Below are 16,337 nucleotides of genomic sequence, written 5' to 3' on the forward strand. Positions count from 1 at the left end.
GAGAAAGCAGCTACGCCAATGCGCGTCTTTATTTATTAGTGGTCTGTCGTTCGCTTACTGGCCGGGGTTTCTAGAGTGGCGAATGCGGTTTTATGAGGCTGAGTCCCAGTGACCCGATTGGACGCCGTTCTGGCACGTGAGTTAGCTTTCGTATCCGTTTATATTTTGGGCTCCACAACCATGACTGATCGTCAGATCATTGTTCCAGATGGCATGAGATTGCTCTGCGAGCATGCTGGTTATGCACCAGCTGTAAAGGTAGGAAAGACTCTTTACTGCGCTGGTCAGGTAGGCCGGACGCCGGAATTATCAGTTATCGAAGACCCAGAGCAGCAGTTTTTGGCAGCTTGGGACAATCTCCGGCTCGTCTTGGAAGCCGGCGGGTGCGAATTTGAAGATGTCGTCGAAATGACAACTTATCACGTCGATATGCACCGCCACATGCCAATTTTTAGACGAGTGAAGGATAAAGTCTTTCCTCGGAGTACTTGTGCATGGACATGCATAGGTGTCGGTGAACTGGCTCGCCCCGGCCTTCTCGTGGAGATCAAATGTATCGCCGTAGAACGATAACTTTTCTGATAGGCACCTGAATATACAAATCCTGGATGGGTGTTTATCTATGCGGCAGCAGATGTGACACTTCACTCGCCCGTTGTGTCGGCAGGCACGCCATCCGCACGTTCCCACGCCTACTGGCGACGGGCAAGACAGGATTGTTTGAAGCTCAGTGTGATGACACGAAGGGCGACGGGGTTGTCGGTGCCGGCAACGCATAAGCCTGCTTCATCCCCGCCACCTCCGCTATTGGCGTGCGTCCGAAGAGGCGCTTGAAATCGCGGCTAAATTGCGAAGCACTTTCATAACCCACCAGAAATGCCGACTTGGCCGCTGTCAGGTCGTTACGCAGCATCAGTAATCGCGCTTGATGCAACCGCGTCGACTTGAGGTACTGCATAGGCGAGGAATCGGTCACCTTGCGAAAATGCAGATGAAAGTTAGGCACGCTCATCTGCGCTTCCTGGGCGAGGATTTCTACATCCAGATGCTCGTGGTAACAGCGGTGGATTTTGTGAATGGCGCGCGTCACCTTGCCGAACTGACCCTGCTGGGCGATAGCCGCGCGTAGGGTACCGCCTTGTTCGCCAGTGAGGATGCGGTAGTAGAGTTCGCGCAACATTGCTGGTCCGAGGATTTGCGCGTCGGCGCAGTCGCCCATGACTTCCAGAAAACGCAGGGTCGACTGGCGCAGCGGTTCGTCCATGGGCGAGGCGTACATACCCATAGGCTGAGCCACGCGGATGTTCCATACCTCATCTACCTGCTGAATCAGCTCGCCGGCCAGATTGAAATCCAGACGTATGTACACCGCCAGCATTGGCTCCGCCTCGCTAGCGTCGGTCTCCATTGTAAAAGGCACTGGCACTGACACCACCAGATAATGCTGGGCGTCATAGATGTAAACTTCATCACCCAGATAGCCGCGTTTCTGCCCCTGACAGAGGATGACAATGCCCGGTTCATATAAAACCGGCGTGCGCGTCAGCGGCCGGTTGGAACGCAGAAAACGCACATCATCCAGCGGACTCAGGTTGTAACCCTCCAGCGGTGCAAGCTGGTCCATCAACTGCACCATACGCGCAGTGCTCAGGTTCTTGGGTTTCGGCATCGATTGCCCGTTCTCCACTGTTATGCTCAGCCATCCGTGGAACAGCTAAGCGCTTCCCATTGCTCAATACTCTCCGCCGTCCGGTGCAGCTTGTCACGCACCAGAGCCAGGGCGTCACTGCCCAGCAGCAGTTGAGCCGGCGGGTTAGGGCTGTTGATAATAGTCATCATGGCGCGTGCGGCTTTCTGCGGGTCGCCCAGTTGAAGGCCGCTTTTTTCCTCACGGGCTTTTCGCACCGGGTCGAAGGTCGCATCGTAGTCACTGATGCTGCGCGGCGTACGCTGCATCGAACGACCTGCCCAGTCCGTTCGGAAAGACCCCGGCGCCACGGCCGTTACAAAAATATTGAAGGGTGCAAGTTCCTTGTTCAACGTATCAGAGATGCCCTCCAGGGCAAATTTGCTACCGCAGTAGTAAGCAATACCTGGCATGGTGATATAACCACCCATGGACGTGATATTGAGGATATGCCCCGCCCGTCGCTGGCGAAAAAAGGGCACAAACGCCTTGGTCATCGCCACCGCGCCGAATACATTGACGTCGAACTGACGGCGCATTTCCTCCAACGACGACTCCTCGAAAACCCCTTCGTGGCCATAACCCGCGTTGTTAACCAGCACATCCACTGGGCCATACTGATCCTCAACAGCGACGACGACGGCGTCGATGGCATTAAAGTGGGTAACGTCCAGCACCACGCCATGGGCTCTCTCAGGCAAGAGCGTTTGGAACGTTGCCAGAGAGGATTCGCTGCGAACAGTGCCGATCACTCGATGGCCCTGAGCGAGAGCTTCCTTAGCCAGGGCCTGGCCAAAGCCGCTACTAACGCCCGTGATAAAAATGGTTTTTTCTGCACGCATGGGGCGCACTCCTGAATATATAAGGTCAGGCTATGCTAGGGCGGAGAGTGGTTGGGAACTGTGCCTGATTCGATTTTAGTATTGCCTGATTCTATCGGAGTGCTCGGTGAGCAACTTGAAATCTGCTGGCAAAAAACGAGGCCAAAGGAAGAAAAACGACGGGCTTATTTACCTGCTCTAATGTCTGCTTCGTGTCGCAAGTCGTTTTTCGGTAACGCTGATGTGCATGCGGTCTGGCCGAAGGTGTCGCACCTGCGCTCCAAGGTTTTCGCATTGGCAGTAAAGGCTGCGCGCGCAGTTAATCGCCGAACAGATCGAACATCAGGTGCCTGAACCATTTATTGACGGGGCGCGGTTGTATTTGCTGGGCCAGAATAAATTGATGGCGATTTCGGTGAGGCAACGGGACTGGCGGGCTTGCAAATGAATGGATCTCCATGCCCATGAAAAGCCAGAAATGCTCAGCTAAACAGCCTGCCAGACGAAGCCTAAAGGCTCTCAGGGGCGCCAAAAAACATTTTGACTAGGCTCTGGGACAATGTTTTCAGGTCGATAACACTTTTGTTTGCCCCCACTTTTGCCCCCATTCATACCGAGTGTGCGAGTGATCGCAAATGGCGATCTCCGACGGACTTCGCTATTCCCGGCCAGTTAAGCCGTTGGGCCAGGTCGCTGATCAGTCGTTAGGCAAGTGCAACTGCACTTCCATGGCGTCATGAAGGAGTCTGACGACCTCGATCACGTCGTCGTTTGTCACACGATAGAACACTATATGGCGTGGGCTTTTGACCGTTCCATGGGTGTGTTTGGCCTGCTGGCGTGAATAAATGAGGTGATAGCTGCGAAGGCCCGGTGCAAGTTCATCGCGGTCGTGGCTGCCAATGCGATAAGGCGTGTCGGCAAGCGCTTGCAGCGCCGCGAGGATCAGCGCCTGGTAGCGCTGGCGTGCTTGATCGCCGAACTGCGTCTGGGAGAGCCTGAGGATGTCAACAATGTCGGCACGAGCCGGGTTGGAGATCCGATACTGCGGCATACTCAGTGTTTCTCTCTCGCAGGGAGGGTTGCCTCCAGGCTCAAGCTCTCGAGGTAGTGCTCCAGATCACCCTCGTTCACCTGAGTAAAGCGCCCGTGCTCAAGATCCATGATACCGATCGAGGTCGCCTGACGCAGTGCCTCAATTTTGGCGGTGTCTTCGGCGACGCGCTGCTCCAATAAACGTAAACCTTCTCGCATCACTTCGCTGGCATTCTGATAACGGCCGGACTGCACCAAGTCATGGATAACCTGGTCCTGGTGAGGGGTGAGCACAACGTTTCGCGTCGCCATAACTAGCTCCAGTTCTATGCAGACAGGTACTTTTGATGTTGGCATATTATGCCAATTTCGCTCTGGAGAATAGCCTGGGGCCGACATCCGGCGATCAGGTGACGGCTGACTTGGCGCCAATCAGCAAGGTTCAAAGTGATCCTCCCATAATGAAAGCAACCGGCAGATTGATTTGAAGATTGATATGCCTGACTGTGCGTGGGAGGAGGCGCGCGATGTGTGCTTCTCGATCCGCCCTGAAATCGATCGGCATGTTCGATGCCCATCAATATTTGCGTTTAGAGGCATCAAGAGAGGTTCCAATGCCCTACGAGTTAGAAAATCGCCTAGTGATCGGCGTCGCTTCCAGCGCTGTGTTTGATTTGCTGGCATCGGACGCAGTGTTTCAGAGTCAGGGGGAGGAGGAATACCGCAAGTTTCAGCAAAACAATCTGCACGTCCCGCTTCCTAAGGGGATAGCGTTCCCCTTCATCAAGCGTTTACTGTCAGTGAATGACCTGAGCGTCGATCCTACGGATCCGCTCGTCGAGGTGATACTTCTTTCGCGCAATGATCCCGACACTGGGCTGCGCGTACTGAAGACTATCGAGCACTACGGGCTTGGGATGACAAGGGCGATTTTCATGCAGGGAAAATCTCCTTATGAATATATACCAGCACTGAATATCGCTTTATTTTTGTCGGGTGACAAAAAAGACGTGGAAGCGGCTATCAGGGCCGGGTACCCGGCTGGCCAGGTTCTCGATTCAAAATTTGAAGACGACGAAACTGATAAAACCCTACGCATCGCATTCGACTTTGACGGCGTGCTCGCTGGCGATGAGTCCGAAACAATCATGCAGGCCTCTGGATTGTCTGAATTCCATGCGCACGAAGTGAAGAATGTCATGCAGCCCCATAACCCTGGGCCGCTGAAGGAATTCATGGTGCGGATATCCAAAATCCAGTCGGTCGAGGAGAAGCACAAAAAGCTCAATCCTGAATACGAAAACCGCATACGCGTCTCGATCGTCACAGCCCGCAATGCTCCGTCTCATGAGCGTGCGATGAATACACTCAAGAGTTGGGGTGTCATGGCCAATGACGCATTCTTCCTAGGCGGCATCGAGAAAGGAAAAATTTTAGGTGTATTGAAACCACACATCTTTTTCGATGACCAATCAGGGCACCTTAAATCGACTAGCGCAGTTGCTCCATCCGTGCACATTCCTTTCGGCATCACCAACCATGTCGCTACTGTGGATGCGCTAGAGCCTGAAGCGGATCAGGTCCAGCAGGTGATGTAACACGGTGGCTTGAGCGCGTAGTACCACAGGAATTCGTATCGGTTCTGTGCTTGAACTGGCCTAATGATCCCGGACACCTCTTAAGGGCGATATGATTCGCCCAATCAGGAGGTTCCATGCAAGAGCGATAGACCTACACCCGCGAGTTCAAGCAACGTGCTGCAAGCATGGTTCTTGATAGCTGCTCAGTTCCCGACGTCTGTGCATCTATGGACGTTGGGCCTACGGCTCTGCGCCGCTGGATTGGTCAGGTCCAATCGTTGTGTAGATACCTATGCCGATCAATGGGCCGATCAATGGGTTAAAACACGTGGCTACCAGCCACCGGGAAACCATTGCCGGGCGAGCTGCACCGTTACGCGCAAGGTGTGCTGGCTTTGTTCGCACGCAAGCGCCTGTTCTTCAGGCGACGCCGGTTTGCTCCACTTTGGCTGGGTTGCCAAGCGCTGTGCATAGCTAGCTTTAAACGCAGGGCTGGCCTCGCCAGTCAGCCGCATCGCTTTAGCATAGTCCGCCTCGAGATCTTCGGGCAGCGAACCACAGGCCAGTTTGGCTTGCTGATAGCGCACGGCGTACATGAAGCCATCGGTGGGGGCTTCGTCGTAGGTGTAGCGGGAGGGTTCTGCGGCCATGGCAGTACCGGTGAGGAATAGGGCGATGAGGAGGGGGCGTCCGTGCATGGGCGGGGAAAGTCTCGGGTGGTTGACGGTGCGTTTGACCTGAACACGAGTTGTATAGCATTGAACAGGCCACTCGTTAACTATGCGTGCCCGGTTTGAATTGCAGCGACCAAGGCAATGGGCCGTCATTGTTGGCCGCTACGAGCCATTCTTCGTATGCCGTTCGGATTTATAGGGTGTAAGAAATGTTTAGGCGTCTCATGGACTTGAGCAAGCGGTTGCGCAAGGATTTTGCTGCTGTAGCGGTTTCCAAGGAACAGGTTCTGCACTCGATGGAGGTGGACCCTCAGGCAGGACCCGTCGGGAGTTTGCCCGTGAATGTGCTGGACTACTGGCACAGAGCGCTGATTGCCGATGACTTGGGTGGCCTGCAAGCCACCGATGTCCGCATCCCGGTGACAAATTTCGCGGGGCTGGCCTGGCCCAACTTCAATCTCGGTTTCGGCAAGCGTCGGGCGCTGGCACTGGGCATTCTCACTGAGCGTGCCGCAGAGGCCCGGCGAAAACAGCAAGCGCAGGCGCTTGAGGCCTCAGAGGACGACGCAGAGGGGGCGCAGGAGGCGGACGAGCCGGATGACGATCCGCGTATTCCCATGGCGCTGGTGTTCCATCAAACCACCTCATCAAGCGATGAGGTCCAGGTCACGTGGCCCGACCCGGATAAAAAGCCTGCGCCGGGCGCGAAAAAAAAACGCCTCAAGCCCGACCGGCTGAATATCGCGTTCTGGTTTCCTTTCGACCTGAACGACAAAAACCAAATATGCCTACCACGCGACCCCAACGATTGCCGGCCGCGTGTGGTCCGCCAATGGCTTGAACCGCAGCCATTGATGGCGGCCAACGACCTGCCGCCGGCCATTGGCCACTTCGATTGCTATCGCGACGAGCTCAAGCTATTTCTCGCGACGTTGAGCCAAAGCGCCAATTTGAGCGGTTATGTCGACGCCTGTTTTGCCTTGTTCGCCCGCGTTCAAGCGGATGGGGTTGAGACGGGAATGGCCCCGATCACGGGGCAATGGGTTGCGGTGCCGCGACAGCCTGGCTATGCAACACGTGCGCTCGCCAACGTGTATGAAGCGATCCCCAATGCGCCGTCCATCGGCGCACTGGAGCAGCTCATAGGCGCCGGACGACACCGTTCGGCTGTCCAGGCAGGCGGCATGGCAGCGCCGCAGGTGACGATCCGGCACGTGGCCATGGTCGATAAGGCCACACACCTCGACAAGCCAGACGTCAATCGCGGCGCAGACCCCTTGAACGAATCGCAGCGCCGCGCATTGCACGCCCTCGGCCGGTTGGGTGAGCAGGTCGGGGTGGTTGCGGTCAGTGGGCCGCCGGGCACCGGGAAGACGGCCATGCTGCGTGCGATGATCGCCAACCAATGGGTGTTGGCGGCTTACGATAACCGCGAACATTGCCCCGTCACGTTTGTGTGCGGGGCGACCAACCAGAGTGTCGAGAATGTGATGGGCACGTTCAATGGTGCCGTAGGCAGGAAGCATGCCCTGGCACGTCGTTGGTTGGACCCTACGGGCAAGCCACTATTGGGTTTCACCGCCAGCGCACCGTCCAAGGCCAAGGGAAAAACCCATCGCAGCAAGTTCACCACGCTTGAGATCCGGCAAAAGCAGTTGCGCATCTTGGGCGTCGGGTCCTCCAGCCTCAAGCAATCGAACGAAGACGGTGTTGCGGCAGCCCTTGCTTTGGCGCGGCACTTTGAAGATGCCTTCCGCGAGCTGCCAGAGTTGTTCAATGCTTTGTTTAGCGTTGAGCAGAAACATCAGGTCAGTGATGCCACGCGTTTTATCTATCTCATGCAGAAGAGTGCTTCGACAACGCCTACGGCGTCGACCCTCTGCGAGCACTTGAATACGCTGAGCCAGGTATTGCGCAGTGGGTTGGCCTCAGCAATCGAGCGCCAGGCTGACATCGACGCGTTGATCGAGCCCGGTGAACTGGCTGCGCGCTTTCCCAGTGAGGCATGGGCATCTTCCTGGGCCATCGACATCCTCGCGGATTTGCGTGTGGCCGCAACCCCCGAGGCGCGCCAGGCGCAGCAGCAGAAATTGCTGGACGTGGTGTGGCGGCCGATTATTTTCCAGTTGGCCGCGCGTTACTGGGAGACGCGTTGGCTGGCCAGTGTGATCGCAACCCCCGAGCCTGGCAGCCGAAAGAACGCACTCAGGCACGCAGCCATGCTGTTTCCGTGCATTGTCGCCACCTTGCATAGCGCCCCACGGTTACTGGGAGAGGGCCGTAGGCCGCTGTTCGCGTTCCTGGATTTGCTGATTATCGATGAGGCGGGGCAAGCTGCGCCGGAGCTGGGTGTGCCGGTGCTTAGCCTGGCTAAAAAAGCCGTGGTGGTCGGCGATATGAAGCAGCTCTCCCCCGTGTCTTCGGTAACACCCGAGGTCGACGCGCGCCAGGTGCAGGACCGTTGGGCCGATCCGTCGTCTTTGGGCGCCTTGCTCGTGCGTGGCGCGGACTCCGCCACGGGTTCAATCATGAAGCTTGCCGGAACCGGGGCATCGTTTGCCGAGGCCATGCCGGACGGACGGCTACGGGACGGACTGCTCCTGCGGGAGCACTACCGTTGTGCAGAGTCGATCATCAATGTGTGTATCGATTTGCTGTACCACGATCACGACCGTGATGCCGAGGGCGGGTTGCTCAGCAAAGAGTTGGAACCCAAAGTGCCCAACCCGCTGGCAGGGCTGTTCGCGGATGCCGAGTTGCCCTTGCTCGAGGGCGAAGCTGAAATGCAGTTGCGCAAACGCATGAAGGCAACGTTCCCGCTACCGCCGCTCGGGTTCTATCAGACCGGTGGCCCGAACGATGAGCCCTGCAAAGGCGACTCATGGTCCAACCCTGGAGAAGCCAAGGCCATCGTGGACTGGCTTAAAGAGCACGGACCGCGTCTGGCGAAGTGGGTCGCCAGGGTCGAAGGCCACCCGGAGCAGCCGATAGGGTTGGAAAAACTTGTCGCGGTCGTCACGCCCTTTCGAGGCCAGGTCGAAGCGATAAAGCGTCGGGTGCGCGAAGAACTCGACCCTGATGACGCTGACCTGAGTGAGCGTTTGACCATCGGCACGGTTCATACCCTTCAAGGGGCGGAGAAACCTGTGGTGTTGTTCAGTGCCGTGAATCGGGAAAGCCGCGCCAGCCGTCGAACCGATACCAATCATCGTGAGCGGGTGTTTATCGATCGTGACGATGGGCGCCTGCTCAACGTAGCGATCAGTCGTGCGCAGAAAAGCTTCATTATGTTTGGCCATTCCGATCTGTTTTTTTCCCAGCAGGCGATGGACCCGAACAACGATTTGCCTTCGGCTGTGGTAGGACGATGCTTGGCCGGTGTGCGTGAGCCAGAGCATGAGCGGCTCACCTGCGCCCCGCGGGTGCCAGCGTGCAAGCTCGGTCCCGCCACGCTGATGGTTGTCGAATCCTTGCACAAGGCGAAAATCATTCAAGAACTGGTACCTGGCGGTACTCAGGTGTTCGGCTGTGGCGGTCATATTCGTGACCTCCCAGGCCCCGGTGCGATCAGTTGGCGTGATGGGTTCAAACCGCACTGGCAATTGAGCGAGCGCGAAGGCAGTGACCTGGCGGCGTCCCTACGCAATACCGGCAGCCGTTTACTGCAATGCACTGAGCTGGTGTTGGGGACGGACGATGATGCCCAAGGCGAAGCTATCGCCTGGCACATGATCCAGGTACTCAAGGAAGCACCGTGGTTCATGCATATCCAGAGGGTGCGTCGGGTAAGGTTTCATGCATTGACCACCCTCGAAATGGCCCGATCATTTGAGGAGGGTCGGTGTGTACAGGTCGAGGGCGCTACCGCCGACGAGCGAGCTGGCAGCGCTTGCCGGGCCTTGAATATGGGCTTGGCATATGGAGCCATTGCCCAGCGGGTGCTGGACAACCTCATCGGCTCGGTCTACATGCGTCACGGTATTGTCGGGGGCGGACGGGTCAAGGGGCCCTTGCTCAGGGTACTGGCGGGCCATGGTGACTCCCCGGGGTTACCCGGTAAACGGTTGGGTGTCGCGATAAGCCTGAAAGTGAACGATACCCTCGTGCCGGCTCGCTTGATGGTGCGGCGCGGCAGCGAAGCCTGGCGCGCGTGGGGCAGTGACCGCACAGAGAGCGTTCACACCTTGATCGACCAACTGAGCGACGCGGTGGTTTCACCGACACCTTGCCTGCTCGAGCATGAGGACTTGCTGCTGGCACCTGCTCAAAGCCTGGGCACTAACCTGGTCCTGCAAGAGGCGTTCAGGCGATTTGGCTGGATGCCGTCGAGCACCATGAGCACGTTGCAAAAACTGTATGAGATGCGCGAGGGGCAGGACGAGCCCGAGTCAGCACCGAACGACAATGGTTGGGCTGCATTGGATGCGCAGGGGCGCCTGTTCCTGACCGAGTCCGGACGGCGCCAGGCAGATAAGGTGCTGAACAACCCTTGGCTGAACACAATCAGCGCCAATGCGTTGTTGATGGCCTTCGACGATGCGCTGACTCACCTGTCCCAATTGCCGGATGCAGGGGAGGCGGACTACCTTGCGTTCGTGCACACCTGGGCGGCGCAGTTTGATGATCAGTGCGGCGCGCAGCCGGTTGCGGGCCCCCATGCACCAACGGTCGATGCGCAAGGCGCTGAGGTCGCGCTGTTTTCCCTGCAGCCCGCCGTCGAGCTGAATACGTGGGGCGCGCCTGCCGGTTCGCCTTCACCCGCTGAGGCCGAGCAGCACGACGATGATCCCGCGCCTGGTGCGCAAACCCACCCGGTTTCGGACGGCGGCCGCAGCGGTGCCCACGGAGCACTGGTGCCTCTGGACATCAGCCTGGAGGCCGACAACCCCAAGATGGCCGCGCTTACCCCGAGGCAGCGGCAACTTTACGACCTGATCTCCAAACTGATGTTGGCCTCTTCCCTGCGAGATGGACAGTTTCAGACTGTACGCCGGATTTACACCCTGACGTGGCCGGGTAAACCGGCTGTCCGGCAGGTTGAAATTGGTGTCGAGGTGATAACAGGCAAGCCGGGCAGCTACCCAGGCTGGTTTACGCTGGACCCCGATGGCCTGCACCAGCACACGCGCAATTGGGCGTCGGCAGAGATGGAGGCAGTGCTCGATGAGCAAAGCCCTCGCTTGCAAGTGATAGTGCAAGACCACGGCATACGCACCCGCTCGCTGCTTGAGCCGACAGTCGATCATTTATTGGCGTGGATGCAAGCGCGTGGACACGGTAGGCCCTCGACATTCGGCAAGCACATCGATGATCTCGTACGTGGCAATACGTCGAACGCGCGCGCGGAGGGCACTGCCGATGAATAGCAGTTTTGCCGCCATGACCCTGATGCGAAACGCCTATGAGGCCGCATTGCGCGACCCCTCGGACGCAGTTGCCCAGGCAGCGTTCGTCGCTGCGCACCAAGCGCAACAGCACACGTTCGTTGATTCATTCGACGTCGCGGGCATTACCTACCCGCGTACTGATGGGCACACACTGAGTGAGCGTGAAGCGCGCGAGGTGATTTCCAGAATCCTGTCCAACCCGGCGTACAGCGTATCGGACCTGCGGCCCAGCGTCATTGAAGCGGCCTACCCGCTACAGGCAGACGTGCTGCGTGTGGAAATCGAAGCCACGGTCGCGCGGGCCAATAAAATCAATGGGCTCGACTGGCGAACCGACGCGCTCGATGCCAGCACCAAGCAAGCGATGCGTGAACTGCTACGCATGCCCACCTTGGCGGGCGGCTACAAAATCATTTCCCAGGTCAAGTCCGCGGCCAACGCCCAGGTGTTGAATATCTACCGTGGCTACGATGCCGATCACTTGATCCCCGACAAGGCACTGCGAGGGTCACTGCACAGGGGGCAGTCTTTCAGCCTTGACCAGAGCTACGCGACGTTTATGCAGGATTCACAGAACAGAGGATCGCAGCATAAATTTGTGACGGACGCCCAGAAACACACACGCAAACGGCTGCGCGGCAATCCGACACTGCTCGCGAAAAACCCAACGACTGGCGAGTACCTGGAGCATGTGCTTGAGTGGATGACCCATGTCTATACCACCGCGGATCTGGGTGTGGATGTGGCCGTCAGGAACAGTGGCCTTGCCAACTCGGATGAATTCAAACGTTTCAACGTCAAAGGTTTTGCCTTGGCGCAGGCAGGGTTCATGACGTGGAATGAACGCAAAAGTGTCGGCCGCGCTGTCGCCATGGTGCTCCTGATTGAGGCGCGAGAGTTCTACACGGCGGTCGGCTGGCCCATGGACAGGGAGTTGCCTTTGTTCTACGACGTACCTTCTACAGTGACCCAACAACCGGTGCCTGTGACATGAGCGACAACATAAACCCATCAACACCCGCCCATGGCGTCCGGCGCTACCAGCTTGCCGACCTGACAATGGCCGCCGGTGTGCCCTGGTTTGCCGTGCACGTGTCGGACGAAAGCGGTCATACATCGTCCTGGATTATCAGGGGGGAACTGGACGGTGAGCATTTACGCCTGCAACCACAGGTTTGGGTGCCAGATGCCATCCAGGCCATCGTCAATGATAGCGACGGCCAAGTCTGGGCGATCACTAGCGAAGATGAACTGATCACCAACACCGTCCTTGGACAGGTGGCTGGATGGCGGCAGGTTACGCCCCATCCACAGCTCAACGCGCGCGATGAGTGGTACTCCCGCACACTGGGTTATGTGGCCACGGATGGCCAGAACGTCGAGCTTGCTGAATGCCTGTGTTGGGCGAGCGATGGCTTGTTGATCGGTACGTTCAGCCGCCGGTTGTATCGTTGGACATCGGGCGATGTTGCTCGCCTTGAACACGACGATCACATTGTCGGAACGCTGGGTGGTGTCAACAACATTGTCCAGACGCAAGACGCAATATACGCGCTGGGGTATGCGGGCCTGATCCTGCGTCGGCCGGTGGGCGGGACCTGGCAGCGAATTGATGGACCATGGCCGACTGAGGCCGGCGCGTTCATCAATATGATTGCCGGTGTCGAAGGTCCGAGAGGGGAATTGTGGGCCATTGCGGCGGGCGGTTCGGTCGTCAGCGTTGCGGGTGATGTGACCCGCACCATTGCACAAGTACCCGGTGAGCCTCTGGGCATCACCCGGTTCCAGCGCCAGTGGTTCGTGTCGACCCTCGACGGTTGCTACGAACTACCGGGGGATGGTGACACGGTCCTGATCAAACGCGATATTTTGATGGGTAAATCGATTGATGCCGGGAACTGCCTGATTGCCGTCGATGCCGAGCCACAACACGCCGATCACGCGCAGGTCCACCTGTGGTTGCGCACCAGAAACCGCGATGCTTGGCTGCGCCCAATCATTTGCCGGGCCTGATTGAGGCGTTAAGGCGCAAGCGCGCGGGATACGGGCTTGCTTTCGAGGCCCAAGCCCGTGGTTTCACCTGGTCGGCCAGGCAGGCTCAATTGGTTTGTGGGCCGCGCCCGCGATGCGCGGTGATGCGGTTGTAAATGTTGGGTGCCGTGACCGCCATTTCTTTGCTGATCTCCGGGACTGAGTAGCCTTTGTCATAGAGATGTTGCAAGAAAGCGTCTTGGTCACGCCGGGCAAGCTGGCCGTAAAAGCCGCGATTTATTTCTTTCTGGATGCCTGAGAAAAAACCAAACATAGGGACCTCTGTATTCGACTCGCGTCATGTTGATGGTGGGAGGAGAAGGCGTGGCTTGGGCCGCTCCTTCTGTATGCAAGCCCCTTGTAAACCCCGGATTTGGAGTCTGAGTGAGCTAGCCGGTTGCAGGTTATTCACTCTGCTGCTTATCGGCCATCCCAACCTGGGTAGCACCCAGCATGGTGTGATTTATGCGAACAGACGAATACACGGATGACGAAGTCGAGACAAAGGACAAGTGGGACAAACTGTTCTGGATTGAGCTCGCTAAGCGCAAAGAGCGTTTGGTAACCGGGGATGCACACCTGATGCTTGTTCAATTGCATGATCAAATAGCCCAGGCCATCGATACACCCGGCCAAGTGATGGATGAGCCCATCGAAGGCATAAGGGGGGCTGCGGTCCTTTTGGACGCGTTTCAGTGGCAGTACGACCCGGCTGATGAGGCTGATGACGAACACCAGGCTCAGTTGTTGCGGGACACGATGAATCGCTTCGAAAGCCAGATTGATGAAGTTTGGTCAAGGTTGCAGTTCACGCGGGGCTTCCGACTTGCCGACCTAGCCGTAGAAAACGAACTTGAGCTGATGTGGGGTTGGTGGGTATTCATCAACTCTTCAGCCGGGCGTGAGGAAATGGGTATCACCACCGGAAAGTTCTCATACCATGGCAAGCAGAGCCGAATGGACGAGGACCATGAGCCGCCACGGATGATTGAGGTCCATACGTTCTATAACCGCCCCGGGCAGTCTCCCATCCCTGTTTCCAATCGCAGTGTCAGGAGCTTCACCACTGACATGGATGAAGTGATCATCAACGGCAAACGGGTCACCGATAGTGTAATTGTGGTGTTTGACTCCGAAACTCCAGCGCCATCCAGAAGGGAAATCGTGAACGCCGCTTATTCCGGCAGAGGAATGATTCGGGCACGGCGTTTAGCGGATGCCCGTGCAAAAGGCGATTACGCCAGACTGCAACGCTTGCTCGACGAACCGTCGCCGACCACGGATTTTGTCGACTTATTCGAGCCTGTACAGGCGCATAAATTGTTCAAGACACTCACCAGCGTTGCGCCGTTGATTCGAGGGCTATTCGCCTGGGATCTTCACCATGACCAGGGACTCAGCAAAGCGCAGGCCTGCCGAGTTACGGCGGAAAAACTACCTGGAATGGGCACTACCCCACGCAGCGTCAACAATGCGCTTATATCAGTGGGAGAAAAGATCAACGGCTACCAACCCGAGCAATTGCCTTGGATTTTTCAACGCTTTAGCGATTGAGGGTTCCGTCGCCGGAACCCGGTCGCGTTGAGCTAGGCAGCGCCGTATTGGGCGATACGCCGTTGTGCCAGCGCTTCGCCCTCGGCCTGCGTCGCCGCGGTTTCATAACGAATGCCAGAGGCTTGTTCGCCAATCTGCCCATGGCATCGAAATGCGCACGACGCGCCTCATCGGCAAGCACGCTGATCAAGCTGATACACAAATGGCCAAAGGCCTCCTTGTGCGTCTTCAACCACAGGCTGCGCAGCTTGCGGTCGGCGTGGGCCTCGTCGTCCCCAGGTTCCAGGTAGATCAACACAAAGGGTACGCCATGGGCCATGACGGCCTCGATTTCGGCTTGCCACTGTGCACCGTAGCCCGGTACGACCACGTCGTTGCGCACGATGCAGAGTGGAAAGCGGCTGATGTCGTGAACGGTAAAAGGGTGTATACCCAACGGCATGGCTAATGTCGATCCAGGTAATTAAAGGCTTATTCAGCGCGGCGGGTGTTGCAGGGCTTCAGACAGCCAGCCCAATAGCTGCGTGCGTTGCTGACGCAGGAAAAAGTGCCCGCCGTCCACCAGGCGCCAGTCGAAACCGGCTGCTGCGTGCCGTTTCCAGCGGCGCGCGGCTTCCACCGTGACCAGGTGATCATCGCTGGCGGCAATCATCACCATCGGCACCGCCAGGGTCGTATCGGCTGCTACGCAGTAGCCTTCCGACAAGGCACTGTCGCGTGCCGCCCAGGTGTCGGACTTCGAGGGCGAAATCCTCCTCGCTGTAGTCCGACACTTTGCGCTGGATCGGCAAACTCGGCGCCGGGCATGCCATCAGGAATAGCAACTGCGCGTGGCGCCCCTCGCTGACCAAGGCCCGCGCCACTTCGAAGGCGACTTTGCATCCCAGGCTGCAACCCAGCAGTGCCCAGGGTTTGTCGGTGTAGGGCCGGATCGCGTCGACGAGCTGGAGCACCAGTTGCGTCATATCCTGAATGCCGGGCTCGGCGATGCGGCTTTCGCGCCCTGGCAATTGCACCGGGCACAGCTTCCAAGGCCCAGGCAGTTGCCATTGGCGATACACCGAAGCGCCGCCACCAGAGTAGGGCAGGGCGAACACCTGATAGCCGCGTGCGGCGTCCGGCTGCTCCAGCGTGAACCAGCGTTCGTGGTCGGGCGCTTGGCCGGCAAATGCCGCATCCAGGCGCTTGGAGCGCTCGACCAGGCCGTGCGCCACCGTCGGCTCGACCAAGCCCTGTACCGGGCCTTTGCGCCACTGATAAATGCGGTAGTCAGCGGCACCGTTTTCCAAGGCATCGAACAGCGAAGAGTCCGGAGTCGCCAGGTACCATTCCAACTCTTCGCGCAGTTCAGGTTTGCCCAGTGTCTTCAAGGCCGCATCCAGCCGTTGCCACACGCTGGCAGGTGCCGCCCGCCAGAGGGATGTGTTGCAATAGCCCGCTGGTCTGTCTTGGATCAGAGGTTAATCCACAACTGCGCTCAATGGCTGGGTCTTCAATCAGGCTGTTTACATAGCCTGTTAACCAACTATGGCTGTTATCTTAGGTCGACCAAATTTAGGCCTCAAAAG

Annotated in this window: 15 protein-coding genes and 1 pseudogene; 7 read left to right on the forward strand and 9 right to left on the reverse strand. The window is 57.8% G+C overall.

Annotated elements, in window-relative coordinates; translation table 11 throughout:
- Positions 1-180 precede the first annotated feature (180 nt).
- Positions 181-573, forward strand: coding sequence for a RidA family protein (locus JBO08_RS06100; RefSeq protein WP_056860328.1), 393 nt, complete (start codon positions 181-183; stop codon positions 571-573).
- Between the two features lie 154 nt (positions 574-727).
- Here JBO08_RS06100 and JBO08_RS06105 read toward each other — a convergent pair whose 3' ends face one another.
- The 4 genes from JBO08_RS06105 to JBO08_RS06120 form a co-directional block, all read right to left on the reverse strand.
- Entirely contained in the window at positions 728-1,669 is a 942-nt protein-coding gene (locus JBO08_RS06105; RefSeq protein WP_220074305.1) for an AraC family transcriptional regulator, read from the reverse strand.
- Between the two features lie 26 nt (positions 1,670-1,695).
- Positions 1,696-2,529 (reverse strand): oxidoreductase, encoded by an 834-nt coding sequence (locus JBO08_RS06110; RefSeq protein ID WP_065873167.1) that lies wholly within the window; start codon positions 2,527-2,529, stop codon positions 1,696-1,698.
- Positions 2,530-3,205: 676 nt separating this feature from the next.
- Positions 3,206-3,562, reverse strand: a complete 357-nt coding sequence (locus tag JBO08_RS06115) for a type II toxin-antitoxin system RelE/ParE family toxin (RefSeq protein ID WP_065873166.1) — start codon at positions 3,560-3,562, stop codon at positions 3,206-3,208.
- A 2-nt stretch (positions 3,563-3,564) separates the two neighbouring features.
- The gene (locus tag JBO08_RS06120) at positions 3,565-3,855 is read right to left on the reverse strand and encodes a type II toxin-antitoxin system ParD family antitoxin (RefSeq protein WP_057010991.1); all 291 of its coding nucleotides are present in this window, start codon (positions 3,853-3,855) and stop codon (positions 3,565-3,567) included.
- Positions 3,856-4,157: 302 nt separating this feature from the next.
- Here JBO08_RS06120 and JBO08_RS06125 point away from each other — a divergent pair, with 302 nt between their 5' ends.
- Positions 4,158-5,141 carry a 5'-nucleotidase gene (locus JBO08_RS06125; protein WP_065873165.1) on the forward strand — a complete coding sequence of 328 codons (984 nt, stop codon included), beginning with the start codon at positions 4,158-4,160 and terminating at the stop codon, positions 5,139-5,141.
- 146 nt (positions 5,142-5,287) lie between these two features.
- Positions 5,288-5,446 (forward strand): annotated as a pseudogene (locus JBO08_RS06130) (hypothetical protein); the annotation flags it as partial.
- 9 nt (positions 5,447-5,455) lie between these two features.
- Here the strand turns inward: JBO08_RS06130 and JBO08_RS06135 are convergent.
- A complete protein-coding gene (locus JBO08_RS06135) occupies positions 5,456-5,773 on the reverse strand; it encodes a hypothetical protein (RefSeq protein ID WP_057010989.1) in 318 nt (105 codons plus the stop codon).
- 233 nt (positions 5,774-6,006) lie between these two features.
- On the opposite strand from JBO08_RS06135, the gene JBO08_RS06140 reads away from it, so the two are divergent.
- The 3 genes from JBO08_RS06140 to JBO08_RS06150 are packed head-to-tail and all read left to right on the forward strand — an operon-like array spanning position 6,007 to position 13,197.
- Positions 6,007-11,163 carry an AAA domain-containing protein gene (locus tag JBO08_RS06140; protein ID WP_083213990.1) on the forward strand — a complete coding sequence of 1,719 codons (5,157 nt, stop codon included), beginning with the start codon at positions 6,007-6,009 and terminating at the stop codon, positions 11,161-11,163.
- A complete protein-coding gene (locus JBO08_RS06145) occupies positions 11,156-12,178 on the forward strand; it encodes a hypothetical protein (RefSeq protein ID WP_065873162.1) in 1,023 nt (340 codons plus the stop codon). The genes JBO08_RS06140 and JBO08_RS06145 overlap by 8 nt, the downstream gene beginning before the upstream one ends.
- A complete protein-coding gene (locus JBO08_RS06150) occupies positions 12,175-13,197 on the forward strand; it encodes a hypothetical protein (RefSeq protein ID WP_139114572.1) in 1,023 nt (340 codons plus the stop codon). The genes JBO08_RS06145 and JBO08_RS06150 overlap by 4 nt, the downstream gene beginning before the upstream one ends.
- 85 nt (positions 13,198-13,282) lie before the next feature.
- On the opposite strand, the gene JBO08_RS06155 is transcribed toward JBO08_RS06150, so the two are convergent.
- Positions 13,283-13,489, reverse strand: a complete 207-nt coding sequence (locus JBO08_RS06155; RefSeq protein ID WP_057010985.1) for a sigma-70 region 4 domain-containing protein — start codon at positions 13,487-13,489, stop codon at positions 13,283-13,285.
- A 191-nt stretch (positions 13,490-13,680) separates the two neighbouring features.
- On the opposite strand from JBO08_RS06155, the gene JBO08_RS06160 reads away from it, so the two are divergent.
- Positions 13,681-14,769 carry a hypothetical protein gene (locus JBO08_RS06160; RefSeq protein ID WP_065880475.1) on the forward strand — a complete coding sequence of 363 codons (1,089 nt, stop codon included), beginning with the start codon at positions 13,681-13,683 and terminating at the stop codon, positions 14,767-14,769.
- On the opposite strand, the gene JBO08_RS06165 is transcribed toward JBO08_RS06160, so the two are convergent.
- The 3 genes from JBO08_RS06165 to JBO08_RS06175 are packed head-to-tail and all read right to left on the reverse strand — an operon-like array spanning position 14,759 to position 16,139.
- Entirely contained in the window at positions 14,759-15,211 is a 453-nt protein-coding gene (locus JBO08_RS06165) for a hypothetical protein (RefSeq protein WP_220074304.1), read from the reverse strand. The genes JBO08_RS06160 and JBO08_RS06165 overlap by 11 nt on opposite strands.
- A gap of 33 nt (positions 15,212-15,244) precedes the next feature.
- On the reverse strand, positions 15,245-15,427 hold the full coding sequence (locus JBO08_RS06170) for a hypothetical protein (RefSeq protein WP_065880476.1): 183 nt from the start codon (positions 15,425-15,427) through the stop codon (positions 15,245-15,247).
- On the reverse strand, positions 15,402-16,139 hold the full coding sequence (locus tag JBO08_RS06175; protein WP_220074303.1) for a thioesterase II family protein: 738 nt from the start codon (positions 16,137-16,139) through the stop codon (positions 15,402-15,404). Before JBO08_RS06175 ends, JBO08_RS06170 begins: the two co-directional genes overlap by 26 nt.
- Positions 16,140-16,337: the final 198 nt, after the last annotated feature.

This window comes from Pseudomonas sp. LAP_36 (assembly GCF_019456785.1).
In the GTDB taxonomy this organism is placed as follows: Bacteria; Pseudomonadota; Gammaproteobacteria; order Pseudomonadales; family Pseudomonadaceae; genus Aquipseudomonas; species Aquipseudomonas tritici.